This is a genomic window from Minwuia sp. (assembly GCF_048263705.1).
Classification (GTDB): Bacteria; Pseudomonadota; Alphaproteobacteria; order Minwuiales; family Minwuiaceae; genus Minwuia.
This window is the reverse complement of record NZ_JBLXDV010000016.1, coordinates 75,304-99,757: the sequence shown is the minus strand read 5'-3', so window position 1 is coordinate 99,757 and position 24,454 is coordinate 75,304. Positions and strand designations below refer to the sequence as shown.

Annotated in this window: 29 protein-coding genes; 21 read left to right on the top strand and 8 right to left on the bottom strand. The window is 63.8% G+C overall.

Going from position 1 to position 24,454, the window contains the following annotated elements; genetic code table 11:
* The first annotated feature begins 214 nt into the window (after positions 1-214).
* Genes ACN0X7_RS18425 through ACN0X7_RS18415 form a run of 3 tightly spaced genes read left to right on the top strand, consistent with a single transcriptional unit; the run spans position 215 to position 2,650 of the window.
* Positions 215-637 (top strand): DUF2141 domain-containing protein, encoded by a 423-nt coding sequence (locus tag ACN0X7_RS18425; RefSeq protein WP_417519937.1) that lies wholly within the window; start codon positions 215-217, stop codon positions 635-637.
* 59 nt (positions 638-696) lie between these two features.
* Positions 697-2,034, top strand: a complete 1,338-nt coding sequence (locus tag ACN0X7_RS18420) for an ActS/PrrB/RegB family redox-sensitive histidine kinase (protein ID WP_417519936.1) — start codon at positions 697-699, stop codon at positions 2,032-2,034.
* 37 nt (positions 2,035-2,071) lie between these two features.
* Positions 2,072-2,650: an ActR/PrrA/RegA family redox response regulator transcription factor gene (locus tag ACN0X7_RS18415; RefSeq protein WP_417519935.1), complete on the top strand. Its 579-nt coding sequence runs from the start codon at positions 2,072-2,074 to the stop codon at positions 2,648-2,650.
* A 12-nt stretch (positions 2,651-2,662) separates the two neighbouring features.
* On the opposite strand, the gene ACN0X7_RS18410 is transcribed toward ACN0X7_RS18415, so the two are convergent.
* Positions 2,663-3,877, bottom strand: a complete 1,215-nt coding sequence (locus ACN0X7_RS18410) for a hypothetical protein (protein WP_417519934.1) — start codon at positions 3,875-3,877, stop codon at positions 2,663-2,665.
* Positions 3,878-4,040: 163 nt separating this feature from the next.
* Between ACN0X7_RS18410 and ACN0X7_RS18405 the strand changes: the two genes are divergently transcribed.
* The 13 genes from ACN0X7_RS18405 to ACN0X7_RS18345 all read left to right on the top strand — a co-directional run bounded on the left by ACN0X7_RS18405 (position 4,041) and on the right by ACN0X7_RS18345 (position 14,619).
* Positions 4,041-5,312, top strand: coding sequence for a glycosyltransferase family 4 protein (locus ACN0X7_RS18405; protein ID WP_417519933.1), 1,272 nt, complete (start codon positions 4,041-4,043; stop codon positions 5,310-5,312).
* 210 nt (positions 5,313-5,522) lie between these two features.
* Positions 5,523-6,257, top strand: coding sequence for a hypothetical protein (locus ACN0X7_RS18400; protein ID WP_417519932.1), 735 nt, complete (start codon positions 5,523-5,525; stop codon positions 6,255-6,257).
* The gene (locus ACN0X7_RS18395; RefSeq protein WP_417519931.1) at positions 6,254-6,532 is read left to right on the top strand and encodes a PqqD family protein; all 279 of its coding nucleotides are present in this window, start codon (positions 6,254-6,256) and stop codon (positions 6,530-6,532) included. Before ACN0X7_RS18400 ends, ACN0X7_RS18395 begins: the two co-directional genes overlap by 4 nt.
* Positions 6,533-6,600: 68 nt before the next feature.
* Complete coding sequence (locus ACN0X7_RS18390; protein ID WP_417519930.1) at positions 6,601-7,053, top strand: SUF system Fe-S cluster assembly regulator; 453 nt, start codon at positions 6,601-6,603, stop codon at positions 7,051-7,053.
* 1 nt (position 7,054) lies between these two features.
* Positions 7,055-8,524 (top strand): Fe-S cluster assembly protein SufB, encoded by a 1,470-nt coding sequence (sufB, locus tag ACN0X7_RS18385; RefSeq protein WP_417519929.1) that lies wholly within the window; start codon positions 7,055-7,057, stop codon positions 8,522-8,524.
* A gap of 110 nt (positions 8,525-8,634) precedes the next feature.
* A complete protein-coding gene (gene sufC / locus ACN0X7_RS18380) occupies positions 8,635-9,387 on the top strand; it encodes a Fe-S cluster assembly ATPase SufC (protein WP_417519928.1) in 753 nt (250 codons plus the stop codon).
* A complete protein-coding gene (gene sufD / locus ACN0X7_RS18375; RefSeq protein ID WP_417519927.1) occupies positions 9,387-10,592 on the top strand; it encodes a Fe-S cluster assembly protein SufD in 1,206 nt (401 codons plus the stop codon). The genes sufC and sufD overlap by 1 nt, the downstream gene beginning before the upstream one ends.
* Positions 10,585-11,841, top strand: a complete 1,257-nt coding sequence (locus ACN0X7_RS18370) for an aminotransferase class V-fold PLP-dependent enzyme (RefSeq protein ID WP_417519926.1) — start codon at positions 10,585-10,587, stop codon at positions 11,839-11,841. Before sufD ends, ACN0X7_RS18370 begins: the two co-directional genes overlap by 8 nt.
* 216 nt (positions 11,842-12,057) lie before the next feature.
* Entirely contained in the window at positions 12,058-12,483 is a 426-nt protein-coding gene (locus ACN0X7_RS18365; protein ID WP_417519925.1) for a SufE family protein, read from the top strand.
* A gap of 14 nt (positions 12,484-12,497) precedes the next feature.
* Positions 12,498-12,887, top strand: coding sequence for an SUF system Fe-S cluster assembly protein (locus ACN0X7_RS18360; protein ID WP_417519938.1), 390 nt, complete (start codon positions 12,498-12,500; stop codon positions 12,885-12,887).
* Positions 12,888-12,904: 17 nt separating this feature from the next.
* The gene (locus ACN0X7_RS18355) at positions 12,905-13,297 is read left to right on the top strand and encodes a HesB/IscA family protein (RefSeq protein ID WP_417519924.1); all 393 of its coding nucleotides are present in this window, start codon (positions 12,905-12,907) and stop codon (positions 13,295-13,297) included.
* 36 nt (positions 13,298-13,333) lie between these two features.
* Positions 13,334-14,029, top strand: a complete 696-nt coding sequence (gene queC / locus ACN0X7_RS18350) for a 7-cyano-7-deazaguanine synthase QueC (RefSeq protein WP_417519923.1) — start codon at positions 13,334-13,336, stop codon at positions 14,027-14,029.
* Between the two features lie 17 nt (positions 14,030-14,046).
* Positions 14,047-14,619 carry a VUT family protein gene (locus ACN0X7_RS18345; protein WP_417519922.1) on the top strand — a complete coding sequence of 191 codons (573 nt, stop codon included), beginning with the start codon at positions 14,047-14,049 and terminating at the stop codon, positions 14,617-14,619.
* Between the two features lie 26 nt (positions 14,620-14,645).
* On the opposite strand, the gene ACN0X7_RS18340 is transcribed toward ACN0X7_RS18345, so the two are convergent.
* Both ACN0X7_RS18340 and ACN0X7_RS18335 read right to left on the bottom strand, forming a co-directional pair.
* Positions 14,646-15,851, bottom strand: coding sequence for an acyl-CoA dehydrogenase family protein (locus ACN0X7_RS18340; RefSeq protein WP_417519921.1), 1,206 nt, complete (start codon positions 15,849-15,851; stop codon positions 14,646-14,648).
* A 43-nt stretch (positions 15,852-15,894) separates the two neighbouring features.
* Entirely contained in the window at positions 15,895-16,443 is a 549-nt protein-coding gene (locus ACN0X7_RS18335) for a carboxymuconolactone decarboxylase family protein (RefSeq protein ID WP_417519920.1), read from the bottom strand.
* 99 nt (positions 16,444-16,542) lie between these two features.
* On the opposite strand from ACN0X7_RS18335, the gene ACN0X7_RS18330 reads away from it, so the two are divergent.
* Together ACN0X7_RS18330 and ACN0X7_RS18325 are read left to right on the top strand one after the other, a co-directional pair.
* Entirely contained in the window at positions 16,543-17,694 is a 1,152-nt protein-coding gene (locus ACN0X7_RS18330; RefSeq protein ID WP_417519919.1) for an acyl-CoA dehydrogenase family protein, read from the top strand.
* 70 nt (positions 17,695-17,764) lie between these two features.
* Positions 17,765-18,691, top strand: a complete 927-nt coding sequence (locus tag ACN0X7_RS18325) for a methyltransferase domain-containing protein (protein ID WP_417519918.1) — start codon at positions 17,765-17,767, stop codon at positions 18,689-18,691.
* 18 nt (positions 18,692-18,709) lie between these two features.
* Here ACN0X7_RS18325 and ACN0X7_RS18320 read toward each other — a convergent pair whose 3' ends face one another.
* Positions 18,710-19,258 carry a phosphoribosyltransferase gene (locus ACN0X7_RS18320; protein WP_417519917.1) on the bottom strand — a complete coding sequence of 183 codons (549 nt, stop codon included), beginning with the start codon at positions 19,256-19,258 and terminating at the stop codon, positions 18,710-18,712.
* A gap of 87 nt (positions 19,259-19,345) precedes the next feature.
* Here ACN0X7_RS18320 and cobT point away from each other — a divergent pair, with 87 nt between their 5' ends.
* From cobT to cobS, 3 genes are read left to right on the top strand one after another with little or no spacing between them, the layout of a single operon-like run.
* Complete coding sequence (gene cobT, locus ACN0X7_RS18315) at positions 19,346-20,365, top strand: nicotinate-nucleotide--dimethylbenzimidazole phosphoribosyltransferase (protein ID WP_417519916.1); 1,020 nt, start codon at positions 19,346-19,348, stop codon at positions 20,363-20,365.
* Positions 20,366-20,917, top strand: coding sequence for a bifunctional adenosylcobinamide kinase/adenosylcobinamide-phosphate guanylyltransferase (gene cobU, locus ACN0X7_RS18310; RefSeq protein ID WP_417519915.1), 552 nt, complete (start codon positions 20,366-20,368; stop codon positions 20,915-20,917).
* Positions 20,914-21,684 carry an adenosylcobinamide-GDP ribazoletransferase gene (gene cobS, locus ACN0X7_RS18305; RefSeq protein WP_417519914.1) on the top strand — a complete coding sequence of 257 codons (771 nt, stop codon included), beginning with the start codon at positions 20,914-20,916 and terminating at the stop codon, positions 21,682-21,684. The genes cobU and cobS overlap by 4 nt, the downstream gene beginning before the upstream one ends.
* Before the next feature lie 4 nt (positions 21,685-21,688).
* Here the strand turns inward: cobS and ACN0X7_RS18300 are convergent, their stop codons facing one another.
* Genes ACN0X7_RS18300 through ACN0X7_RS18285 form a run of 4 tightly spaced genes read right to left on the bottom strand, consistent with a single transcriptional unit; the run spans position 21,689 to position 24,453 of the window.
* Positions 21,689-22,885, bottom strand: a complete 1,197-nt coding sequence (locus ACN0X7_RS18300; RefSeq protein ID WP_417519913.1) for a cytochrome P450 — start codon at positions 22,883-22,885, stop codon at positions 21,689-21,691.
* A gap of 4 nt (positions 22,886-22,889) precedes the next feature.
* The gene (locus ACN0X7_RS18295; protein WP_417519912.1) at positions 22,890-23,363 is read right to left on the bottom strand and encodes a MarR family winged helix-turn-helix transcriptional regulator; all 474 of its coding nucleotides are present in this window, start codon (positions 23,361-23,363) and stop codon (positions 22,890-22,892) included.
* Positions 23,364-23,410: 47 nt separating this feature from the next.
* Positions 23,411-23,911 (bottom strand): DUF427 domain-containing protein, encoded by a 501-nt coding sequence (locus ACN0X7_RS18290; protein WP_417519911.1) that lies wholly within the window; start codon positions 23,909-23,911, stop codon positions 23,411-23,413.
* Positions 23,908-24,453 carry a DUF3833 domain-containing protein gene (locus tag ACN0X7_RS18285; RefSeq protein ID WP_417519910.1) on the bottom strand — a complete coding sequence of 182 codons (546 nt, stop codon included), beginning with the start codon at positions 24,451-24,453 and terminating at the stop codon, positions 23,908-23,910. The genes ACN0X7_RS18290 and ACN0X7_RS18285 overlap by 4 nt, the downstream gene beginning before the upstream one ends.
* Position 24,454 lies beyond the last annotated feature (1 nt).

Sequence of the window (24,454 nt, the reverse complement as noted above, 5' to 3'; positions counted from 1 at the left end):
GGGACCGATCATGACGGTCACGAAGAACAGGCCGAGCACGATGGCCAGTTCGGTCCCCAGGGCGATCAGCCGGTCCCGTTCGCGCTTCGCGAAATTCACGATGTCTGCTTTCACGAAATCCTCGCGCGTTCTCCGAAACCGGTGGTGCGTTCGTCCGGCATGGCGGCGAACCTTAATCGGGTAAGTTCAACAAACCAACTCCGGGGAACATCACATGACACGCACTTTCTTTCTGATCAGCGCACTGGTCCTGCCGCTGACGGCGCAAGCCGCCGAACTGACGGTCCGGATCGACAATATCGCAAGCGACCAGGGCACGATCCTTGTCGCCCTCTACGAAAGCCCGCACGGGTTTCTGAAAGACGATGGCGAGACGGCGGCCAGATCCGTCAAGGCCATGCCCGGGGCTCTGGAAGTCACCTTCGCGGATCTGAAAGCCGGACGCTATGCGGTGGCGATGTACCACGACGCAAATGACGATCGGGAGCTCAATCGGAATCTGCTGGGACTGCCGACCGAAGGCGTCGGCTTCTCCAACGATGCGATCGCCCGCTTCGGTCCGCCCGATTTCGACGATGCGGCGGTCACCCTCTCGGCGGACGAGCGGCGGTCGCTGACGGCCACACTGGCGTACTGACGCGCGGGGGCCGCGGGTTCTGCGTGACTCGACCCGAGAGTGCCGCTATCTAGCCGCTCATGAGTGAGCGTGCTTTCGACCGCGAAGACCTTTTTGTCGCCGCGACCGGCCCGGGATCCGTGATCGCGGGCCGCATCCGGCTGCGCACGCTGGTAGTCGTGCGCTGGATCGCGGTCATCGGACAGATGTTCTCGCTGCTGTTCGTGCGCTACGGGCTGGGATTTGAACTGCCGATCCTGCCCTGCGTGATCACGGTGCTGGCCTCCGCCGGGCTGAACGTGATCCTGGCGGTCCAGTATCCGAACACGGCGCGGCTCTCCAACCGGGGTGCCGCGCTGTTCCTGGCCTATGACCTGCTGCAGCTCAGCGCGCTGCTGTATATGACGGGTGGACTGGCCAACCCGTTCTCGATCCTGATCCTGGTGCCGGTCACGATCTCGGCGACGATCCTGTCGATCGGCAGCACCTTCATCCTGGGCGCGATGGCGTTGCTGTTCACCAGCCTGCTGGCGTTCTATCACCTGCCCCTGCCGTGGTCCCCGGAACCGTTGACCCTGCCGACCCTCTACAGGGGTGCGATCTGGACCGGTCTGGCGCTGGGTATCGTCTTCATGTCGGTCTATGCCGGACGGGTGGCGTTCGAGACGCGCCGCATGTCGGACGCCCTGGCCGCGACCCACACCGCGCTGGCGCGCGAGCAGCAACTCAGTGCCGTCGGCGGGCTGGCCGCGTCGGCCGCGCACGAACTGGGCACCCCGCTGGGTACCATCCATCTGGTCGCCAACGAACTGTCGCGCGAACTGCCGCCGGATTTCGAGCACCGCGAGGATCTGGACCTGCTGGTCAGTCAGGCCGAGCGATGCCGCGACATCCTGGCGGAACTGTCGCGCTCGCCGGGCGACGGCGACGACGCCTTCAAGCTGACGACGATCGTCGGTCTGGTCGAGGCGGCCGTGGAGCCCTATCTGGCGCTGGGTACACCGGTCGATATCGAACCCCAGACCGGCCTGCCGCCCACCGTCTATCGCAGCCCCGAAGTGCTGCATGGGCTGGCGAATTTCGTCGAGAACGCGATCGATTTCGCGCGGACACGGGTCTGGATCCGCATTTACTGGGATGCACAGGACATCACCATCCATATCGAGGACGACGGGCCCGGTATTCCGCTGGATGTTCTGAAGAATATGGGCGAACCTTACCGGACTTCACGATCCGAGAAGGGGGGGATGGGATTGGGCGTTTTCATTTCAAAAACCCTGCTGGAACATTCCGGGGGCCGGGTACAGTTTGCCAACCGGACCGACGAAGGCCGAATCGTCGGTGCCCGCATTGCCATCCATTGGCCGCGTGGCATTATCAATCCCGCGCATCCTGCTGAATCGGCGGGCGGCGTATGACCAACAAGAAGAAAAGATCAGACGAGAGGACACCTCAATGACCGACAGGACCCCCGCCGAGGGAACAGGCCAGATCGACCTGGAAAGTCTGGACGACCGCTCGCTGCTGATCATCGACGATGATCGTCCGTTCCGGCAGCGGCTGGCGCGTGCGATGGAGAAGCGCGGTTTCGATGTGGAGACAGCGGAAACGGTCGAGGAGGGCATGGCGCAGGTGCGCGAGATCCATCCGGCCTTTGCGGTCGTCGATCTGCGCCTGGAAGACGGCAACGGGCTGGATATCGTGACGGTGCTGCATGAAATCCGCCCCGAGGCCCGCGTGGTCATGCTGACCGGATACGGCAACATCGCGACCGCGGTGGCGGCGGTGAAGGCCGGGGCCATCGACTATCTGGCGAAGCCTGCCGATGCGGATGACGTGGCCAAGGCCCTGCTGGTCATCGACGGCGAACGTCCCGCACCGCCCGAGAACCCGATGTCGGCCGACCGGGTGCGCTGGGAGCATATCCAGCGTGTCTATGAATTGTGCGGGCGTAACGTCTCCGAGACGGCGCGGCGTCTGAACATGCATCGCAGGACGCTGCAGCGGATTCTGGCCAAGCGCTCCCCGCGCTGAGACCGGTCCGCTTCAGGCCACCCGGGCCTCGCGGTCGCGGTTGGTCAGGATGGCGTCGATGTGGCGGCCCTGAAACAGGCTGATCCCCAGGCTGCGGCCGAAATCGATGGCGCGCTGATCGTCGCAACGGCACAGCACGATCCGCGTCGGACCGATGCGCTGCACCGCCTTGACCATCTCGACATGGTTCGGGCCCTCGATGTCCCAGGTGTCAGGGGTCCAGACCAGTTTCTGCAGGTCCAGCTTCAGCATCTTCTTCTCGATCAGCGGTGCCGTCAGGTGCGTGACCCCGTCCAGGCACACCCGGTATCCGCGATCCCGGACAAAGTCCCGCGCAAAGGCGAAACCCGCGAAATCGGCGAACAGATCGGCGGGCTGGAATTCCAGCACGATGGTCTTCTTGCTGACCGCGCGCAGCTTCTGGTCGAACTCCAGAAACTGGGGAGACATCACCGTTTCGACGTTGATGTTGATGGAGGTCGACAGCGGGATCGACGCTTCGATGTCAGGCATCGCCCGCAGGATGCGCTTGTCCAGATATTGCGTGAGATATGAAAACAGCGGTGCGCTGGCCGCGAGATCCACGTTGGGCATCACGGTCCGGCGCAGGTCGGCGATCGATACGAAAAGTTCGTTGAAGACAGGCCGGGCCTCATCCTTGGGCGTCAGCGCGCAGACCGGCTGACGACGGAGCAGCGACGAGATATCCATGGAGGCCAGCTGTTCGACCAGCCGGCCCAGATTGTCGGGCTGCAGTGGGATCAAAGTCCTCTTGCGGCGGCTCCTGCCCGTCTCCGCCTGCTTCTTCAGTTCCGCCTTGTGGCGCTGGACGGCCCGTTCCTGAAGCTGCTTGGTGACCTGCAGGAAGGCAGGGTAGTCCTCGATCAGGTCATACCAGTCGAAAATCCCTTTCCCGTCTTCACTGCCGGTCGCGGGATCGTGCGCGAACAGGCGGCGCAGCTTGGCGATCTCGGGTTCCAGATCCAGATAGCTCGCGCCCTTGGCGATCAGAACCTGATCGGCATTGTCCAGGCTGAACAGATAGGCATCGAAGCGCTTGATCGCAGTCGAGAACGTCGCCGCCGCCATCCGCAGCAGCCGTTCCTGGCGGTTCTGCGGCTTCAGTTCGGAATAACGGATATGCAGCGCGACCCGGTCATCGGCATGACGCGAGAGCCGTTCGACAAAGTCCAGCAGGCGATTTTCCTGATCGCTGCGCGATTCCATTCTGCGTCTTGCTCCGGTTGCACGTTCTCTGGGCCAGTTCGCCCGCGAGGGACAAAACTGTCACAGAAGCCTTTGAATTTCTGTTAACGGGATTTCTGCGGGGATTGACGTGCCGAATGAAGGCCGTATGCCTTTGGATCAGTCTCTTTGAGAAGGAGCGCCCATGCGCGTACTGTTCCTCCACAACAACTTCCCGGCGCAGTACCGCCATGTCGCGACGGCGCTCGCGAAGGAAGGCACGCACCAGCTTGTCTTCGGCACCCAGGCGAAAGCCGGCGAGATTCCCGGTGTCACCAAGGCGTTCTACAAGCCGGCCCGCGAGGTGAAGCCCGAGACGCACCATTACGTCCGCAACCTGGAATCGGCGGTGCTGAACGGCCAGTCCGTCTATCGGATGTGCATCGAGCTCAAGAAACGCGGGTTCCAGCCCGATCTGGTGTGCGGCCATTCCGGCTGGGGGCCGACGCTTTATGTGAAGGACGCCTTCCCCGATACGCGCGTCCTGTCCTATTTCGAGTGGTATTATCACGCGCACGGCACGGATGCCGATTTCCTGCCCGACAATGACATCAGCGCCGACGACGAATGCCGTATCCGGACCCGCAACGCCGCGATCCTGCTCGACCTGGCCCACTGCGACTGGGGCCTCTGTCCGACCCTGTTCCAGCGCGACCAGTTCCCGAAGATATTCCACAACAAGCTGACGGCGCTGCACGACGGCGTGGACACGGATTTCTTCAAGCCGAACCCGGACCAGAAGATGATCGTCGGCGATCTGGATCTGTCACATGCCAGGGAGATCGTGACCTACGCCACGCGCGGCATGGAACCCTATCGCGGCTTCCCGCAGTTCGTGGAGGCCGTGGCGAAGCTGCAGAAGACGCGTCCCGACATGCATGCCGTCATCGTCGGCCAGGACCGCGTTGCATATGGCCGCAAGCTGCCCGACGGCAAGACCTTCAAGCAGAAGATGCTGGAAGAGACCGAGATCGATCCGTCGCGCATCCACTTCACGGGCCTGCTGCCCTATGGCGATTACCTGAAGGTGCTGCAGGCCAGTCACGCGCATGTCTACATGACCGTGCCGTTCGTGCTGTCCTGGTCGCTGATCGAGAGCATGGCGACCGGGTGCCTGATCATCTCGTCGGACACCGAACCGGTGCGCGAGGTGATCAAGGACGGCAAGCAGGGTCTGCTGGTGGATTTCTTTGACATCGATCAGCTGGCCGAGCGTATCGGCGAGGCGCTGGACAACCGCGAGAAGCTCAAGCCGCTGCAGCGCGCGGCGCGCGAGGTGGTGCTGAAAGGTTATGCGCTGAAGGACACGCTGCCCAAGCACGTGCGCCTGCTGAAGGAAATCGCGGCCGGCAACATGCCGCCGACCCTGACCCCGCCGAAGCCGGTCAAGCGCGGACCGGGCAGGAAGAAGCGGTAGGATCGGCACGACATCTGCGATGCGCAAATACTTCCGCTGGCGCGGGGTGACAACTGAGAGTGATGCAGCGTGAGCGAGCCACACATCCACGATCTCAGGTTCGAAACACCCACCGGGTTTTTCAGGGCAGGGGCGGTTCCGTACCATCTATGGGAGGCATTCGGGGCTCAGGCACCGGAATGGCCCGTCGATCGGAATGCTGCGCAGAGCATGCCTGAGATAGAAGTCACCAGCATCCGGTCAGGCCAGACGACCGCGGCATTCCGCTTCACATCACCCAACTACGAGACAGCTGACTTCGAATTCCCGCGCGGTCTTGTCGCCGGAAACGGCCTGATCGGCTGTCTGATCCATACCTTCGTGGCCGCGTCGCCCGACTGGATTGCCCTGCATGCGGGGGCGATCGAGATCGATGGCGGCCTGACGGTGCTGCTGGGCGATAACCTGGCGGGCAAGAGCACGCTGTCGGTGGCGCTGATGGCGCTCGGGCACCGGCTCTGGTGCGACGACCGCCTGCCGGTCACGGGAACGGAGACATTTGAAGGCATGTCGCTGGCACTCCGCCCGAAGCTGCGTATTCCCCTGCCCCCCAACGCGCCAGCGGACTTCCAGACGTTCGTCGAGGTGCACTCGGGACCTGAAGAGGGTGAGATGCGCTATCTGATCCCGAAGGACGGCGACGCGGCGGGTTTCGATGCGCGTGCACCGGTCGCACGTCTGGTCGTGCTGAACCGTCAGGGTGCCGGACCCACCGAGGTTGCGAATGCGGCGCTGGGCGAAACGGTCAAGCGGCTGGTCGGCTGCACGTTCGCGCCGCATCTCGATCCGGTCGCGCTGCTGGCCCGGCTCCGGGCACTTGCGGAACAGACGGCGTGTCTGCGCCTGACCTATTCGGACAGCTTCGATGCCGCGAAGCACCTGTCGGCGATGGAGACATCGACATGAAACTCCAGCGCGCGGCAGGCGTGACGGTGTCGGAAATGGACGGCGACCTGTTTCTGGTGCGGCCTGAGAGCGGCGAGATCTGGCATCTGGACGCGATGGGGGCCGCGATCTGGAATGCGGTCGAACCTCCGGTTGCGCGCGACGAGCTGGTTTCCCTGTTCGCCGCGGCCTTCCCGGATCGTGCGCCCGGTGAGATCGCCGGAGACGTCGGCCGGGCGGTGGATGCGCTGCTGGACGGCGCGTTGCTGGAGGAAACAGGACCGTCTGGGTCTTGATTTCCTGAGCGGTTCCGATAAATAGGGTACCAGATTGGTTCTCTATTCAGGATGAGCGCGCCAGGCACATGATGCGGCTGAGCAAAATGACGGATTACGCGGTGGTGATGATGGTCCAGATGGGCCACACGCCGTCGCGGACCTACGCCGCCAGCGCGATCGCGGAAGAAACGGGTGTGCCGCTGCCGACCGTTTCGAAACTGCTCAAGCTGCTGACCCGCGGCGGCCTGTTGACGTCGATCCGCGGTGTGAACGGCGGATATCGCATGGACAGGGAGCCCGAGGATATTTCGGTCGCCGAGATCGTTCAGGCGCTGGAAGGGCCCATTGCACTGACCGCCTGTGTCGATGGTGCCGATGACAATTGCGACGTGGAATCGCTGTGCGGCATGCGCGGTAACTGGAATAAAGTTAACACTGCGATCCGCGGTGCGCTGGAAAGCGTCAGTCTTGCCGACATGGCGGTCCAGCCGATGATTTTCCCGAAGCCCGGCGGGCTGACGAACGAGGAGCGTGTCTGAGATGGCTGCAACCGCAGAAACCGTCAAACAGGTAGAGAGTCTGGCGGAGCGCTACAAATACGGCTTCTCAACCGATATCGAGATGGATTTTGCGCCGAAGGGCCTGAACGAAGATATCGTGCGGCTGATTTCGGCGAAGAAGGAAGAGCCGGAGTGGCTGCTGGAATGGCGGCTGAAAGCCTATCGCCGCTGGCTGGAGATGCCCGAGCCGGAATGGGCCTTCGTGGACTTTCCGCCCATCGACTATCAGGACGCGTATTACTACGCAGCGCCGAAGTCGGGCGACAAGCCTAAGAGTCTGGACGAGGTTGATCCCAAGCTGCTGGAGACCTACGAGAAACTCGGTATCCCGCTCCGGGAGCAGGAAGTGCTCGCGGGCGTCGAGGGCGCGCCGAAAGTGGCCGTCGATGCGGTGTTCGATTCCGTATCCGTCGGCACGACCTACAAGAAGCAGCTTGAAGCCAAGGGCGTGATCTTCTGCTCCATCTCCGAAGCGGTGCAGGAACATCCCGAACTGGTGCGGAAGTATCTGGGTTCCGTGGTGCCCGCCGCCGACAACAAGCACGCCTGCCTGAACACGGCAGTCTTCACCGACGGCAGCTTTGTCTACATCCCGAAGGGCGTGCGCTGTCCCATGGAACTGTCGACCTATTTCCGCATCAATTCGGAAAACACCGGACAGTTTGAACGCACGCTGATCATCGCTGACGAGGGAAGTTACGTCAGCTATCTGGAAGGCTGCACCGCGCCGATGCGTGACGAGAACCAGCTGCACGCCGCCGTGGTCGAACTGGTCGCGCTGGACGATGCCGAGATCAAATATTCGACCGTGCAGAACTGGTATCCGGGCGACGAGAACGGCAAGGGCGGCATCTACAATTTCGTCACCAAGCGCGGTGCGTGCCGGGGGCGGAATTCCAAGATTTCCTGGACCCAGGTCGAAACCGGCTCCGCCGTGACCTGGAAATATCCGAGCTGCATTCTGCAGGGTGACAATTCGGTGGGCGAGTTCTATTCGGTCGCGATCACCAATAACCGCCAGCAGGCCGACACGGGCACCAAGATGATCCATATCGGCAAGAACACGAAGTCGACGATCATCTCCAAAGGCATTTCCGCCGGCAAGGCGCAGCAGACCTATCGAGGTCTGGTGCGTATCCAGCCGGGTGCCGAGGGCGCGCGCAACTACACCCAGTGCGACTCGCTGCTGATCGGCGACACGTGCGGGGCGCACACCGTGCCCTACATTGAATCGAAGAACGCCTCGGCGCGGGTCGAGCATGAAGCGACGACGTCGAAGATTTCCGACGAGCAACTGTTCTACTGCCGCCAGCGGGGGCTTTCGGATGAGGAAGCGGTGGCGCTGATCGTCAACGGCTTCTGCCGCGAGGTGATGCGCGAACTGCCGATGGAATTCGCGGTCGAGGCCACGAAACTTGTTGGGATCAGCCTTGAAGGGTCCGTGGGGTAGTCAGAGGGTCATGCCCGCCTTGCGCGGGCATCCGGCCAAACAAACAACTGGCGGCAACGCCGCTCCGGACCCCCGCACGAGGCGGGGGTGACGAGCAGGAGAGAACAGAAATGCTGAAGATCGAAAATCTGCATGTTGACGTGGCCGGGAACACGATCCTGAAGGGGATTGACCTGGAAGTGCCCGCCGGTGAGGTCCATGCGATCATGGGTCCGAACGGCGCGGGCAAATCCACGCTGTCCTACGCGCTGGCAGGCCGCGATGGCTATGAAGCGACCGCGGGCACGGCGACCTTCAACGGTCAGGATTTGCTGGGCATGGACCCGGAAGAACGGGCGGCGGCGGGCCTGTTTCTGGGGTTCCAGTATCCGGTCGAGATCCCCGGCGTGGCCACGATGACGTTCCTGAAAACCGCCGTGAACGCCCTGAAGCGTGCGCGCGGCGATGACGAACTGTCCGCGCTGGAATTCATGAAGCTGGTGAAGGCCAAGGCCGCCGATCTGAAGATCGACATGGAGATGCTGAAGCGTCCGGTGAATGTCGGATTCTCGGGCGGCGAGAAGAAGCGCAACGAGATCCTGCAGATGGCCGTGCTGGACCCGAAATTCTGCCTGCTGGACGAGACCGACTCCGGTCTGGACATCGACGCGCTGAAGATCGTCGCCGATGGCGTCAACGCCCTGCGCGGACCGGATCGCGGCATGCTGGTGATCACGCACTATCAGCGCCTGCTGGACCACATCGTGCCCGACCGCGTACACATTTTGGCGGACGGGAGGATCGTGAAGTCCGGCGACAAGGGACTGGCGCTCGAACTGGAAGAAAAAGGCTATGCGGCCTTCGGTATCGAGCAGGCAGCCTGATGAGCAACGTGATCGATATCCTGCTGGACGGGCGCGCGGTCCGCAACGCGGATGCTGCCGAACGGCTGCGGCGGTCCGGCCTTCCGACACCACGCGACGAGGCGTGGAAGTTCACCAACCTGCGCCCGCTGGAGAAGTTTTTGACGGACGGCGGTGCGTCGGGATCGCCCGTCGATTTGCCCGCCCCGCTGGTGGATGGTGCGGCGCAGATCGTGGTTCGAAACGGACGTATCGATGGCGAAATTCCGTCCGTTAACGGTATTTCAGTTAATGCATCGGCAGTTAAGACTGATTCCGTTCGAGAGTCGGCTGTCGCCGACATGGTGGCGGCGCTGGCGGACGGTGCGATCAGCATCGGGATCGCGCGCAATGCGGTCGCCGAACAGGCGCTGGAAATCGTCTTCCTCTCGGATGGCAGCGGAGATCGGGCCGGTCATCACGTGTCGCTTTCGATCGAGGCAGCCGCGAACGCCGAAGCCACGATCATCGAACGGCATCTGGGCGACGGCGCTTATCTGAATGCCGTTGCGACCTCGGTGACGCTTGGGCAGAACGCGCGTCTGCGTCACATCAAGGTGCAGGACGACAGCCGAGAGAGCTTCCATCTGGCCGATAGTGCCGTCGAACTGGGCCGCGACGCCCTTTACGACCGGTTTGTGCTGTCGCTGGGCAGCCGTCTGGCGCGTGACGAGGTGCACAGCCTGATCAACGGCGAAGGTGCGGAGCTGCGGCTGCACGGGGCCTACGCAGGTTCGGGTGACCAGCATCTGGATCATACGACGCGTATCGATCACGCCGTGCCGAACACATCCAGCCATGAAGTCTACAAGGGCGTGCTGGATGACAGCGCCCGCGGTGTTTTCCAGGGCGGCATTCTGGTGCGCCCCGACGCGCAGAAGACCGACGGCCATCAGTTGAACAAGGCGCTGCTGCTCAGCCCGAAGGCCGAGATCGACAGCAAGCCGGCGCTGGAGATCTACGCTGACGACGTGAAATGCAGCCACGGCGCGACGACCGGCGAGATCGAATCGGACCAGCTTTTCTATCTGCAGGCGCGGGGCATCCCCGAAGCGGAAGCCCGTGATCTGCTGGTGCAGGCCTTTCTGGACGAGATCTTCGACCAGATTGCGGACGAGACGCTGCGCGAACGCCTGATCGAGCGGCTGCACGAAGCCCTGAACCTGAAGAGCCTGCCCGATGCCTGACACGTCCCCCAATACCCTGAAGAACAGCACGGCCTACGATGTGGAGGCTGTGCGGCGCGATTTTCCGATCCTGTCGGAGAAGGTGTACGGCAAGCCGCTGGTGTTTCTCGATTCCGGTGCCAGCGCGCAGAAGCCGCGACAGGTGATCGACGCCATGTCCGACTGCATGCGGCGCGAATATTCCAACGTGCATCGCGGCGCGCACTACATGTCGGCGGCGACGACGGATGCGCACGAGAACGCACGCGAGACCGTGCAGAAATTCATGAACGCCGCACATGCGGAAGAAATCATCTTCACGGCCAATGTGACGATGGCGATCAATCTGGTCGCACATTCCTACGGCCGCGCTTTCCTGAAAGCGGGGGACGAGGTCATCGTCTCCGAGATGGAGCATCACGCGAACATCGTACCCTGGCAGATGCTGGCGGAGGCGACGGGTGTTGTCCTGAAGGTTGCGCCCATCGAGGATGACGGCACGTTCCTGCTGGAGCGGTTCGCCGAGTTGCTGACCGATCGCACGAAGCTGGTGGCCATCACCCATTGCTCGAACGTGCTGGGCACGCGCGTGCCGGCGAAGGACCTGATCCGGCTCTCGCACGATGCCGGCGCGAAGGTGCTGATCGACGGTGCGCAGGGCATCGTCCACGGTCCGGTGGACGTGCAGGACCTGGACGCTGACTTCTACGCCTGGACGGCGCACAAGCTCTATGGGCCCAGCGGCCTTGGTATCCTCTACGGCAAGCTCGACCTGCTGAACGCGATGCCGCCGTTCATGGGCGGCGGCGAGATGATCGACAAGGTCTCCTTCGCAGGTACCACCTACGCGAAGGCACCGCACCGGTTCGAGGCGGGCACGCCGGCCATCGTCGAGACCATCGGCATCAAGGCTGCCATTGACTACGTGACCGATCTGGGCGCGGACGCGATCGCTGCACACGAACAGGGCCTGCTGGACCATGCCAACGAACGCCTGAGCGCCATCGACGGCGTGCGCCTGATCGGAACGGCAGAAGGCAAGGCCGCGATCGTGTCGTTTCTGGTCGACGGCCTGCACCCGCTGGACGTCGCCACCATCCTGGACCGTCAGGGCGTGGCCTGCCGCGTCGGGCACCATTGTGCCGAACCGCTGATGGACCGGCTGGGCGTCATCGGTACGGTGCGCGCCAGCTTCGGCCTCTACAACACGCTGGGCGAGGTCGATGTGCTGGCCGAATCCATCGAGAAAGCCAAGAGGATGCTGGCATGATGGGAACCTTCGGCACTCAAAGATTTTCTTCCCCCCACGAGGGGGAAGTGGCCGCAAGGCGGTCGATGGGGGGGCAGCCGCAGGCTGTCGCTGAACGGGGCGCCGTTTCGGCTGCGCCGAACCATCCCCATCCCGGCCTTCCCCCCTCAAGGGGGAAGGAGATGCCCGTCGCCAATGACAGATCGAAGAACTGGCAGGCTTTGGAGCGGACGTGCCATGGCCCGCGCTGAGTTCCAGGAATTCGCGGAAACGCTCGAAGCCCTCGACGATGAGGACATGCGCTTCGAATATATCCTCGACCTGGCGAAGGCACAGGACAAGGAACCCTTCCCCGAGGAGTGGCGAACCGATGCCAATCTGATGCACGGCTGCATGTCCCGCGTCTGGATCGTGCATGAAGCGGATGGCGACAGGCACATCTTCCACGGCGCGTCGGAGGCGGCGATCGTGAAGGGACTGGTGCACATGATGACGAAGAGCTTCAGCGGCATGACCGCCGACGAGATTGCCGACTTTTCCGTGGCCGACGTGCGCAGGCTGAACCTGGGCGCGCTGACGACGCAGCGGCAGGTCGGCATGATGGCGATGCTGAAACACATGCAGAAACTGGCCGGGCGGCAGCCTGCGGCAAGCGAGGTCTGAAAATGTCGATGGCAATGGGAAACGGTCCGAGCCTGATGGACTTTGTCGGCGCACCGGAAGATGTGGTGGCCTATGCCGGTGAAAGCCGTGAGGGTCTGACACAGGTCGATGGCGAGAAGGTCGTCGAGCAGTTGAAGACGGTCTACGACCCCGAGATTCCGGTGGATGTTTACGAACTCGGCCTTATCTATCGGATAGACTGCAAGGACAATGGCGACATCGATGTCGACATGACCCTGACCGCACCGGCCTGTCCCGTGGCGGGCGAGATCCCGCAGTGGGTCGCCGACGCCGTCGTGAAGACCGAAGGCGCTGGCCGGGTGATGGTGCAGCTTGTGTTCGACCCGCCCTGGACGCCCGACCGCATGTCGGACGAGGCGCGGCTTGAACTGGACATGTTTTGAGGGAAGGAGAGCAGGCAATGTTTGGCACTCCCGGCGGAAAGCCGATCCTGACGGTAACCGACCGCGCATCGCAGCAGGTGAAAGCCCTGATGGCACGCGCGGAAAAGAAGGGCGAACGTCCGCTTGGCGTGCGCGTCGGCGTGAAGTCCGGCGGATGCTCGGGCATGACCTATGTCGTCGAGTACGCGACCGAGCAGAAGAAGTTCGAGGAAGTGGTGGACGCCGATGGCAACAGTGTCTTCGTCGATCCGACCGCGACCATGTTCCTGCTGGGCGCGGAAATGGACTACGAGGAGACCATGTTCCGCTCCGGCTTTACCTTCAGCAATCCGAACGAGGCCGACCGCTGCGGGTGCGGCGAAAGCGTCTCATTCAAGATCGGTGAAGACGGTCAGCCGGTGACGGCCTGAGTGTGAGCCGCCGTCCGGGCGGTCGGATCTGATCGCATGAGCGAGGCATTGGTTCTCTTCTCCGGCGGACAGGATTCGGCGACATGCCTGGCCTGGGCGCTTGACCGTTTCGATCGTGTGGAAACCGTCGGCTTCGACTACGGGCAGCGGCACCGCGCGGAACTGGATGTGCGTGATGCGGTGCGTGACGGGATCGCCGATGTCCTCAAGGCCGGCGACAGGCTGGGTATCGATCACATGCTCGACCTTGGTCTGCTCGGACAGATTTCCGAAACGTCGCTGACCCGCGAGACGGAAATCGCGATGCGCGATGACGGTCTGCCGAGCACCTTCGTTCCCGGACGGAACCTGATCTTTCTGACGTTCGCCGCAGCGCTGGCCTATCGCCGGGGCGCACGGCACATCGTCACCGGTGTCTGTGAAACCGATTATTCCGGCTATCCCGACTGTCGCGACGACACGATCAAGGCCATGCAGGTTGCGCTCAACCTCGGGATGGAACGACGGTTCGTGCTGGAAACACCCCTGATGTGGCTGACCAAGGCTGCGACCTGGCAAATGGCGGAGGCGATCGGCGGATCGGCACTGGTGGAACTGGTCCGGGAGCGGACGCTGTCGTGCTATCTGGGCGACACCGAAACCCGGCATGACTGGGGCATGGGATGCGGTGACTGTCCCGCTTGCGACTTGCGCCGCACCGGCTATTCGGAGTATCGGAGCGCCTGTTCCTGATCCGAGACCGCTTGTCCATGTCCAGTCCATCGACCGAGAAACGACGCGTCACCGAAGGGGTGATCTTCCTGATCCTGTTCGGGCTGTGTATTCCCGCAGCCAACTGGCTGATCGGGAATGCCGGAACCGTCTGTGAGCCCGGACGGCCCTGCCTGATCCCGGTCGCGCCGGGAATCATGGCACCCAGCGGCGTCCTGATGATCGGCCTGGCGCTGGTGCTGCGGGATCTGGTGCAGCGTCGGCTGGGCGTTGGCTGGGCCTTCGGGGCCGTGATCGCCGGCGCGCTGCTCAGCGGCCTGTTCGCGCCCGGCCCGCTGGTGGTGGCGTCGGCACTGGCGTTCTTCGTGTCCGAAGCCGTCGATCTGGCGATCTACACGCCCTTGCAGAAACGCAATCTGGTGCTCGCCGTGCTGGTCAGCAGCGTCGCCGGACTGCTGATCGACAGCCTGATCTTCCTGTATGTCGCGTTCGGCAGTCTCGACTTCCTGACCGGGCAGGTGCTCGGCAAGTTCTGGATGGTGCTGCTGGCGCTGCCGCTGATCCACCTGATCCGCCGCCGCGACGAACGGCGTGGCATTCAGGCGGTCTGAGCTGATTCAGCCGACGCGTCTCGGCCTTAGAGTCCCAGGACCAGTTTCGCCATGATGTTGCGCTGAATCTCGCTGGCACCGGCGTAGATGGTTGCCGCCCGGCTGTTCAGGTGCTTGGCCATCACCCCGACCGAGTGGTCCGAGCCGACGGGAATGGCGTTCGAAAACGGTGTGCGGGTTTCGGGTTCATAGGGATTGGCGTAATAGCCGATGGCCTCGACCGTCAGCTCCGCGGTCCGCTGCAGGCATTCCGAACCGCGCAGCTTCATCACCGACGAGGCCGCGCCGGGATTCTGTCCGGCGGTCAGTTCGCTCATGGTCTTCTTCTCGAAGTACTCCAGCGCCGTGATCTGGGTTTCGATGTCGGCCAGCTTGGCGCTGAAGTTCGCATCGTCGATCAGCGCGTCGCCCGTGCCGCCGCGCTCCTCGCCCGCGACGCGCTTCAGCTTGGCCACCGCGCCATGCAGGCCGGGGCTGTAGGCGGTGCCGCCGCGCTCGAATTCCAGCAGATACTTGGCGACGGTCCAGCCCTCGTTTTCCTCGCCCATGCGGTTGGCGACGGGCACGCGGACATCGTCGAAGAAGACCTGATTGACCTCGTGGTCGCCGGACATGGTCAGGATCGGATCGACCTTGATGCCAGGCAGGTCCATCGGGAAGACGATGAAGCTGATGCCCTGCTGCGGCTTGCCCTCGCGGCTGGTGCGGACCAGGCAGAACATCATGTTCGCGTGGTGGGCGCCCGTGGTCCAGATCTTGGTGCCGTTGATGACGTAGTCATCGCCGTCCCGCTCGGCCCTGCACTGCAGGCTGGCAAGGTCGGAACCCGACCCCGGTTCGGAGTAGCCCTGACACCAGATATGCTCGCCCGACTGAATCTTCGGCAGGTAGTGGGCCTGCTGTTCCGGCGTGCCGTATTTCATGATCACGGGACCGACCATCCGCACGCCCATGGCGAACAGACGCGGGACGCTGGCGCGCTGGCATTCGGTTTCGAAGATGTACTTCTGCATGGGCGTCCAGCCGGTGCCGCCATGTTTTTCGGGCCAGGCCGGCGTGCTCCAGCCTTTCCTGGCCAGTGCGCGATACCAGTCCATGGAGCCTTCGAAATCGGAAACGACGCCCGCTGTCAGCCGTCCGGCTTCCTTGGCGTTCTCGGTCATCGACGTCGCCAGAAAGTCCCGGACCTCATCGCGAAACCGGGTTTCCTCGTCTGTCAGCGCCAGATCCATAACCATCTCCTCCCATAAGCGACCCGAAGGATACGCAGCCCTGTCACTCGGGCAAGGGGTACTTCTGCAGATAGGGTATGACATCCTCTTCCAGGTCGATCTGCAGCGTGTTCAGGAACCGGACCAGCCCGACGTAGAACGAGATCGCCATCATCAGTTCCACCATCAGTTCGGTGTTGAATTCGGCGGCCAGTGTGTCCCAGTTGCCGTCGCTCATGCGGGTGGTGCGGGTCATCTCCGCGGCGCCGTGAATGATGGCTTTCTCGACAGCGGTGAAATCGGTGTCGGTGCCCTCCAGCTCCGCGATCAGCCTTTCCAGATCGTGGTCGGTGACGCCGAAATCATAGCCCAGCCGGACATGCTGCGCCCATTCGTAAGGCGCGCGCGTGACGTATCCGACGGTCAGGATCGCGAACTCGCGTAGCCGCTTGTCGAATTTCGAATCGAAGCGCAGCCACAGGCCCATGTTCGAGAAGTTCTTCGCCCCGCCCTCGGCGTGACCCGCTGCCCAGTAGAGGTTGATCCGCCGCGACAGCACCTCGCGATTGCTGTCGGTCATGTCGGCTTCGGTCAGGTACGGGATACGGGCCATGGGTGTTTCTCCTCCGGAAATTCGATCGTGACTGTAGGACTATCCCACCGGATTTGTCATCGCGTATGGTGCAGGCGGATTCAGCCGGGGAGGGCCGACATGGCATTCGAGATCGAACTGACGGAAGCGGAGCAGGCGCTGGTCGACGCGGCGGCCGCGTTCGCGCGCGACGAGGTGATGCCCCGCGCGGCGGACTGGGAAAAGGGCCGCATCTACCCCAACGATGTGCAGCAGAAGGCGGCGGCGCTGGGTCTGGCCGGTGTGCTGGCACCCAGGGCGCTGGGCGGGCAGGGTGCATCTGTCACCGCCGCCTGCCGCGTGTTCGAGGAACTGGCCAGCGCCTGCATGGCGTTCACCTTCTCGCTGGTCGTGCACAACAACTTCGTGCTCAGCATCGCCAGCAACGGGTCCGACGCGCAGAAGGAGAAATACCTGCCGGACATGCTGTCCTGCCGGAAGATCGGGACCTTCCTGCTGACCGAACCCGGCGCGGGCTCGGACGCGGCAGCGGTCGCCACGCGGGCCATACCCGACGGTGACGGCTGGCGCATCGAAGGCGAGAAGGCCTGGATCTCCAGCGCCTCCGACGCCGAGATCCTCTCGCTCTACGCGCAGGCCGACCCGGACGCGGGATCGCGCGGACTCATGTGCTTCACGCTGGAAACCGATCGTGACGGCGTCGAACGGACCGGGCCCTATGACATGATGGGTGGCCATGCGCTGGGAACGGGCGGTTTCCGGTTCGACGGCGCACGGGTCACGCAGGCGGATGTGCTGATCCCGAAGGGCGAGGCGTTCAAGGCGGCCATGTCCGGCATCGATTCCGCACGGATCTACGTCGCCGCCATGTCGGTGGGCATGATGCGGGCGGGTCTGGACGCGGCGCTGGACTATGTCGAAAAGCGTCCGGCGTTCGGTCAGACCATCGGCGATTTCCAGGGAATTCAGTGGATGCTGGCCGATGTGGCGACCGACATGGAAGCCAGCCGCCTGCTGACATACAGCGCGGCGGGCCTGCTGGACGCGGGCCGGGATGCGACCATGGCCGCCGCCCACGCGAAGAAGTTCGCGACCCGGGCCTGCCTGACACGGCTGGCCGACTGCATGCAGGTCATGGGAGCGAACGGTTTCAGGCTGACCAACCCGGCGGCCCGGCATCTGGCGACGTCGAAGATGTCCCAGTACATGGACGGTGCGACGGAAATCCAGAACGTCGTGCTGTCGCGCGGTCTGAAGGCGGGACGCCGCTGATCCGGTTTACCCGGACTTAACGCTGATCCGATAGCCTGACGGTGAATTATCTTGCCGGATGGATGGAACAGTGAGCGCGCAGCACGAGCAGAGCCATGACGAGAGGGCCGGTTTCTGGCGCCGCCTGAACACCTGGTGGGCTGGCGACGACCGCGGCGTGACGCCCGTGCGCGAACCGTCTCTCGGCGGCCGGGAAGCGCGGACCTTTGCGGAAAGCGAGATCTGGCCGGCGGAACGGATCCGCGTGCTGAACGGCCTGTTCGGAGACGGCATGATCGCACCCTGGTCCGACCAGATACAGGATCGGTTGGTGCAGGACCTCGACCTTGAGGAAGACTCCCGCGTGGTCGTCATGGGCGGGGGTCTGGGCGGTCCCGCGCATCGCCTGCAGGAGGCGACGGGCGCCAACGTGCTGGCCCTGGATGACCGGGTCGATATCGCCGATCTTGCGCAGGGCTGGTTGTCGGACGCCGGGGCCGTCGCGCGTTTCGATCGGCGGGACTATTTCGATACGGGCCTGAAGCCGGACTTCGCCGATGTCATCATTGCCTTCGGCGGTTTCTCCCATATCCGCGACAAGAAGCGCCTGTTCTCCCATCTGCTGCAGATCCTGCGGCCCAACGGCCGCATCGTGTTCATGGATTTCTTCGTGACCGGCATGGACCCGGAATGTCCCGAAGTCGCCGTCTGGTCGGCGCTGGAGGATCGGCCGCGCTACCCCATGAGCCTCTCCGCGTTCGGTGATCTGGCCTATGACATCGGCTTTGACTATCCCGATTACCGGGATGTGACCGAGGCGCATGTCACCTCGATCCGGACGTCGTTCGGTCGTTCGGTCGATATCATGAAGCAGGCGGGTGCCGATGCCCCGCGCCTGCAACCCTTTCTGGTGGCCGAACTGGAACACTGGAACCGGCGGCTGGCCCTGATGGAAAGCGGTGAAGTCCGCTATTATCAGGCGACCGTGGAATATTTCGGCAAGAGTGCGGTGGTCTGACCTGTCGGCGACGCGGGTCTACCTGGCCCGATCCAGTCCGGGATGCACCTTGTGCCTGGCGATTTCCTCAGGCGACAGGCCGTCGATCTCGTGCGGGAAGACGATCCACCGGTCCGTCTGGTTGACGTAATAGTCGGGGATGCGGTTCGTCCGGTTCAGCGTCGGCTTGTAGAAGACGGTCGCGACCCGAATCTCGCTCGGCGTATTGCGACGGCACTTGCGCTGGATCTCGGTGATCACCGCATCGACGCTGCGGCCTGAATCGAACGTGTCGTCGACGATCAGCAGCTCGTCATCCGCGTCGATGGTATCGATGATGTAGTTCAGACCGTACACGCGCACGTCGCTCTGCTCGCCGGGCCGACGATAGGACGATGTGCGGATCGAGATGTGGTCGTTCTTCACGCCGTAATATTCCAGCACTTCCTGAACCGCGATGCCGATCGGGGCACCGCCGCGCCAGATGCCGACGATGAACGACGGGCGAAATCCGCTTTCGTAGACCTGCAGACCAAGCTCGAACGAATCGCGCAGCAGGTCATTTGCCGTGAGGTAGATCTTTTCCATCGGCGTCTCATACGCGGTCGCTTTTGGAATTCCAAGACCGGACCGATTCATCTATGCCTCGGGGGCCTTATCGTGAGAGGAACCGCCATGACACCGCCGCAGACCATCGCTGACCTGAGGACCCTGATGAACAGCCTGCCAGCGGGGGATGCCGCCGCCCGAACCGCAGCGGCGGCACGGCAGGATCAGCTGGTGAAACCCGCAGGTTCGCTGGGCCGGCTGGAAGAGGTGGCGATCCATCTGGCCCATTGGCAGGGCGCGGAGAAACCGGCGCTGGACAAGGTCACCATCACCATCTTCGCGGGCAGTCACGGCATGACGAAGCACGGTGTTTCGGCCTTCCCGGACGAAGTGAATGCGCAGATGTTCGGCGGATTCCAGGCTGGAATGGCGGCGATCTGTCAGCTGGCGGATGCGTTCGGCGCGCCGCTCGCCGCCATCGACTGCGGCATCGATCATCCGACCGCGGATTTCACCGAAGCGCCGGCCATGACCGAACCGGAATTCCTCGCCGCGATTGCTCAGGGGTTCGACGCGATTTCGGGTGATGAGGATCTGGTGATCTTTGGCGAGATGGGGATCGGCAACACCACGGCAGCGGCAGCCGTCTCAGCCGCCATGCTGGGTGGCGAGGCGGCGGACTGGGTCGGCGCGGGCACAGGTGTCGATGCCCAGGGGCTGAAGCGCAAGGTCGATGTCGTGGCGCGCGGGCTGGCGCGGCACGCACCCCGCGTCGCCGAACCGGTCGAGGCGTTGCGCCGGCTTGGCGGGCGGGAGATGGCGGCGATCTTCGGGGCCTGTCTCGCCGCACGGCTGAAATCGGTGCCGGTGCTGCTGGACGGCTTTATCGTGACGGCGTCGGTGGCGGCGCTGGGTCTTGCGGCTGAAGACGGGCTTGCCCACTGCATCGCCGGGCACGCATCCGAGGAACCGGGGCACCGGCGCCTGCTGGACCGTCTGCATCTGGATCCCCTGCTGCGCCTCAACATGCGCCTGGGCGAAGGGTCGGGCGCGGCCACGGCGCTGGGTGTGGTGAAAGCCGCTGTCGCCTGCCACAGCGGCATGGCCACATTTGCCGAAGCCGCCGTCGCGGGCAAGAATGCATGAATGACTGACTGGCAGGGCATTCTCGGGACACCGACACCGCCCCGGCTGACGCTGGTGCTCGGCGGTGCCCGCTCGGGCAAGAGCCGCCTGGCCGAGGCTCTGACGCGGGCCTGCGACGCGGCTGCGACGCCGGTCTACGTCGCCACCGCCGAAGCCTGGGACGATGAGATGCGCGACCGGATCGCGCAGCATCGCCACGACCGCGGTGCGCACTGGACAACCGTCGAGGCACCGCAGGCGCTGCCCGAGGCCATTCACACTGCGCCCGACGCACCGCTGCTGGTGGACTGCCTGACCCTGTGGCTGAGCAACCGCCTGCTGGCGGAGCAGGATCTGGCCGCCGACCGGGCGGACCTGATCGCAGCGCTGGGCGAACGGCGTCAGCCTGCGGTGCTGGTCTCGAACGAGGTCGGCTTCGGCATCGTCCCCGACAACGCCCTGGGCCGCCGCTTCCGAGACGCGCAGGGCACACTGAACCAGCAGGTCGCCGCGGTTGCAGATTGTGCGATACTGGTCACCGCAGGACTGCCACTGGTGTTGAAACGACCATGAACCTTACCCGCCTGAATGATGATCTCGCCGTCGCGCTGGCATGGCTGACGCGCCTGCCCGTGACATACCCGTCCAATCAGCCACGCCTGTCGGATGCGGCCTGGTCTTTTCCGCTGGTCGGGCTGGTGGTGGGTGCCATCGGTGCCGCCGGGTTCATGCTGTTCGTGGGACTGGGCGCATCGCATCTGACGGCAGGCGCGCTCACGGTCGGCCTGATGCTGCTGCTCACGGGCGGGCTGCACGAAGACGGGCTGGCTGATTTCTTCGACGGGCTGGGGGCCCGCGGCGGGGCGACCGAAAAACTGGCCGCGATGCGTGACAGCCGCGTCGGCACCTATGGCGTGCTGGCGCTGATCGTCATCCTGATCGTCCGGGTCAGCGCGCTCTACGGTGTCGGTACATCGCTGGATGCGCTGGTGCTGGTGGCGGCCTGCGTGATTGCGCGCGCCGCCATGGTCTGGGCGATGTCGGCGCATGCACTTGCCCGCGCCGACGGGGCGGCGCGGCAGGCCGGACAGCCCGACAGCGCGGTCGTCGCGCGGGCGACGGCGCTTGCTCTGGTCATCGTCGCGACGCTCGCGTTCGCCGTGCCTTACGGCATTGCCGGAATTGTTCTGGCACCGCTGCTCGCCTTCGCCGTGGCCGTCAGCGTCTGCCGCCGCGCGCTGGCCCATTTCGGCGGCATGACCGGCGACGTCTATGGCGCGGTATGCCTGCTGTCGGAAACGGCGGCACTGGTTCTGCTGGTTATGATCCTGCCGGTCTGAACCGTCAGACCGTTACCGGCAGGATGGTGAAACCCCGGAACCGCGCACGGCCACCCCGCACACCCTCACCCGCGCGCCGAAGATCGGGAAAGCGGCTGACCAGCCGCCCGACCGCGATGGTGCCCTCGATCCGGGCCAGCGGCGCGCCGAGACAGGCGTGGATGCCGGCGGCGAAGGCGACGTGGCGATTGGGCTGGCGCGCGATGTCGAAGCGGTCGGGATCGGGGAACTGTGCCGGATCCCGGTTCGCGCCGCCGATGGAGGTCATGATCTGCGTGCCCGCCGGCAGCGTCACGTCGCCGAAGGTGATGGGCTCGGTGATGCCGCGATTGCCGATCTGCAGCGGGCTGTCGAACCTCAGCATTTCCTCGACGGCGGATCCGATCAGCTCCGGCTGGTCGCGCAGCCGCTTCAACTGATCGGGATTCTCCAGCAGCGCGTCCATGCCGTTGCCGACCAGATTGGTCGTCGTTTCATGCCCGGCGTTCAGCATGAAGATGCAGTTCTGGATCAGTTCGGTCTCGCTCAGCCGGTCCCCGTCCTCTTCGGCTTCCAGCAGTTCTGCCATGATGTCGTCGCCATAGTCGGCGGGGTTGCGACGGCGGTCGTCCAGCAGATCCTTCAGGAACGTCTTGAACTCCGCCACCGCGACATTGCCCCTTTCCACCATCTCGGGCGTGGCGACGGGTTCGAGCGGCGTCAGGATCGCATTCGACCAGCGCTGCAACGGCTCGCGTTCCGAGGGCGGAATGCCCAGCATGGTGCAGATGACCTCGACCGGCAGCGCGAAGGCGAAGTCGTTGATCAGATCCATGCCGCCCTGCTTTTCCGCCCGATCCAGCAGGCCGTCGACCAGTTCGACCACCCGGCCTTCCAGCGATTTCATCGCGCGTGGCGTGAACGCATGGGCGACCAGCTTGCGGATGCGGGTGTGCGCCGGTGGGTCGCTGAACAGCATCGACTTCGTATGCTGTTCCAGCAGCGGCCCTTCCCCGAACTTCTTCACATACATCTCGGTCTTGTCGGAGAAGGTGGTCTTCGTGCGGTACAGCTTCGTCACGTCCTCGTAGCGCGTGATGAAATAGGTGCCGTCGCTGTTGCGGTGCACGGGATCACTTTCGCGCAGCGCATGATAGGTCGGAAAGGGATCGATCAGGAACGATCGCGGCAGATCGTAGATGTCGAAGTCTGGATCGGTCATCGGTTCAGGTCTCGCTTTCCCGGGTATCGGTAAGACTGACAAGCTCGTCGTTCAGCCGTTTCAGCAGACGTTTCAAGGTTGCGGTGTCCGCTGCGGTCATGCTGCGGGTGATGCGGGCTTCGTAGGCCTCGGCCTCGCGGGAGACATCGGCGGCGATCACCGTCCCGACCGTGCTGAGAGCCACCCGGATCGCGCGACCGTCCTGGTGGCTGCGCGTCCGGTCCAGCAGCCCGGCCTCGACCATCTCCGACACCAGCCGCGAGGTGGATGACAGGGGCATGCTGGTCATCCGGCCCAGATCGTTCAGTCGCTGCGGGCCCTCGGCACGCAGGATCGCCATCACGCGCCACATGGGCAGGGTGATCCCCGCGCGCGCCAGCGGTTCCGCGAATCCCTGCTCGATCCGCGGCCCGATCCGGTTCACCAGAAAGGGCAGATAGTCGTCCAGCCGGATCAGAACATCGGTATCTGTCTGCATCCTGTCATGATATTTCCAGATGGAATTATTTCAAATGGAAATATTAATTACCAGAAACGACTGCCGGGAATGCCCTTGAACGGTCCAACCACCTTCGACGTGATCCAGCCGCCATAGAAATCACCCTCCTGGGCCTGCACGATCTCGCCATCGACGAGGCAGCGCGCGACGCGTGACGGATAGAAACAGATACTGCCTTTCAGGGCAGCAAACGCGCGGGTCGGGGCGGGATAACTCCACCCCGCCTGTTCCGAAACCTGCCCGCCCGTCTCAAGGCTCCAGTATTCGGCAATCCCCTTGAACTCGCAGTAGGATTGTCCGGCAGCGCGGCGCAGGGCGGTTTCATCGATATCGCCGAGAGGGATGTAGTAGGTCGGCGGATGACTGGTTTCCAGGATCCTGAACGACTGTTGCGTCAGTGCGATCTGTCTGCCGCCGAACCAGACTTCCACGGTCTGCGTCGAGGGTTCGAGCCGTGGCGGGCGCGGGTAATCCCAGACCGATTCCTGTCCCGGACCCGGTGCGATGCGGGATAGAGGACCCTTCATGCCGGATCGCGCTTCACGAAGGTGATGATGACTTCGCCCAGATGGATGCCGAACTTCGAGACGTAGGCCCGGTTGATCATCACCCTGTCGTTCTGCTGCCACAGCCAGTCGTCGAAGTGCACGCGCAGCGTATCGCCGTCGAACGGCAGATCGAAATCGTAGCGCCAGTTCAGCGCGTTACCGGCGCGCTCGCCCGTGGCGACGCCGACCACACCCTCAGCCTCGCCTTCCCAGCTATCCGGGCCGGTCTGCCGAATCCGCCAGACACGATTTTCGGTCTCGCCATCGTCGTAGACGAAATCCTCGTCCAGGATCAGCACATCGCCCTCGACGCGGCCTTCGATCACCACGTGAAACTGCCGCCGGACCTTGCCGAAGCGGTCCTGAAACAGACCCCAGGCGTCGGTGGTTCCTTCGAAATAGGCGACCAGATCCAGCGCGGGTGTCTTCTCGCGGTAGTCCTCCAGATTCGGCGAACCGCAGGCGGTGAGCAGAAACAGGAAAGCCGCCGCTACGCCGGCCTTTCGGATCCATCGGGTCATG

Coding starts and splice junctions, on each gene's coding strand:
- ACN0X7_RS18425 (WP_417519937.1), top strand. CDS start 215: ATGACACGCACTTTCTTTCTGATCAGCGCACTGGTCCTGCCGCTGACG.
- ACN0X7_RS18420 (WP_417519936.1), top strand. CDS start 697: ATGAGTGAGCGTGCTTTCGACCGCGAAGACCTTTTTGTCGCCGCGACC.
- ACN0X7_RS18415 (WP_417519935.1), top strand. CDS start 2,072: ATGACCGACAGGACCCCCGCCGAGGGAACAGGCCAGATCGACCTGGAA.
- ACN0X7_RS18410 (WP_417519934.1), bottom strand. CDS start 3,877: ATGGAATCGCGCAGCGATCAGGAAAATCGCCTGCTGGACTTTGTCGAA.
- ACN0X7_RS18405 (WP_417519933.1), top strand. CDS start 4,041: ATGCGCGTACTGTTCCTCCACAACAACTTCCCGGCGCAGTACCGCCAT.
- ACN0X7_RS18400 (WP_417519932.1), top strand. CDS start 5,523: ATGCCTGAGATAGAAGTCACCAGCATCCGGTCAGGCCAGACGACCGCG.
- ACN0X7_RS18395 (WP_417519931.1), top strand. CDS start 6,254: ATGAAACTCCAGCGCGCGGCAGGCGTGACGGTGTCGGAAATGGACGGC.
- ACN0X7_RS18390 (WP_417519930.1), top strand. CDS start 6,601: ATGATGCGGCTGAGCAAAATGACGGATTACGCGGTGGTGATGATGGTC.
- sufB (WP_417519929.1), top strand. CDS start 7,055: ATGGCTGCAACCGCAGAAACCGTCAAACAGGTAGAGAGTCTGGCGGAG.
- sufC (WP_417519928.1), top strand. CDS start 8,635: ATGCTGAAGATCGAAAATCTGCATGTTGACGTGGCCGGGAACACGATC.
- sufD (WP_417519927.1), top strand. CDS start 9,387: ATGAGCAACGTGATCGATATCCTGCTGGACGGGCGCGCGGTCCGCAAC.
- ACN0X7_RS18370 (WP_417519926.1), top strand. CDS start 10,585: ATGCCTGACACGTCCCCCAATACCCTGAAGAACAGCACGGCCTACGAT.
- ACN0X7_RS18365 (WP_417519925.1), top strand. CDS start 12,058: ATGGCCCGCGCTGAGTTCCAGGAATTCGCGGAAACGCTCGAAGCCCTC.
- ACN0X7_RS18360 (WP_417519938.1), top strand. CDS start 12,498: ATGGGAAACGGTCCGAGCCTGATGGACTTTGTCGGCGCACCGGAAGAT.
- ACN0X7_RS18355 (WP_417519924.1), top strand. CDS start 12,905: ATGTTTGGCACTCCCGGCGGAAAGCCGATCCTGACGGTAACCGACCGC.
- queC (WP_417519923.1), top strand. CDS start 13,334: ATGAGCGAGGCATTGGTTCTCTTCTCCGGCGGACAGGATTCGGCGACA.
- ACN0X7_RS18345 (WP_417519922.1), top strand. CDS start 14,047: ATGTCCAGTCCATCGACCGAGAAACGACGCGTCACCGAAGGGGTGATC.
- ACN0X7_RS18340 (WP_417519921.1), bottom strand. CDS start 15,851: ATGGATCTGGCGCTGACAGACGAGGAAACCCGGTTTCGCGATGAGGTC.
- ACN0X7_RS18335 (WP_417519920.1), bottom strand. CDS start 16,443: ATGGCCCGTATCCCGTACCTGACCGAAGCCGACATGACCGACAGCAAT.
- ACN0X7_RS18330 (WP_417519919.1), top strand. CDS start 16,543: ATGGCATTCGAGATCGAACTGACGGAAGCGGAGCAGGCGCTGGTCGAC.
- ACN0X7_RS18320 (WP_417519917.1), bottom strand. CDS start 19,258: ATGGAAAAGATCTACCTCACGGCAAATGACCTGCTGCGCGATTCGTTC.
- cobT (WP_417519916.1), top strand. CDS start 19,346: ATGACACCGCCGCAGACCATCGCTGACCTGAGGACCCTGATGAACAGC.
- cobU (WP_417519915.1), top strand. CDS start 20,366: ATGACTGACTGGCAGGGCATTCTCGGGACACCGACACCGCCCCGGCTG.
- cobS (WP_417519914.1), top strand. CDS start 20,914: ATGAACCTTACCCGCCTGAATGATGATCTCGCCGTCGCGCTGGCATGG.
- ACN0X7_RS18300 (WP_417519913.1), bottom strand. CDS start 22,885: ATGACCGATCCAGACTTCGACATCTACGATCTGCCGCGATCGTTCCTG.
- ACN0X7_RS18295 (WP_417519912.1), bottom strand. CDS start 23,363: ATGCAGACAGATACCGATGTTCTGATCCGGCTGGACGACTATCTGCCC.
- ACN0X7_RS18290 (WP_417519911.1), bottom strand. CDS start 23,911: ATGAAGGGTCCTCTATCCCGCATCGCACCGGGTCCGGGACAGGAATCG.
- ACN0X7_RS18285 (WP_417519910.1), bottom strand. CDS start 24,453: ATGACCCGATGGATCCGAAAGGCCGGCGTAGCGGCGGCTTTCCTGTTT.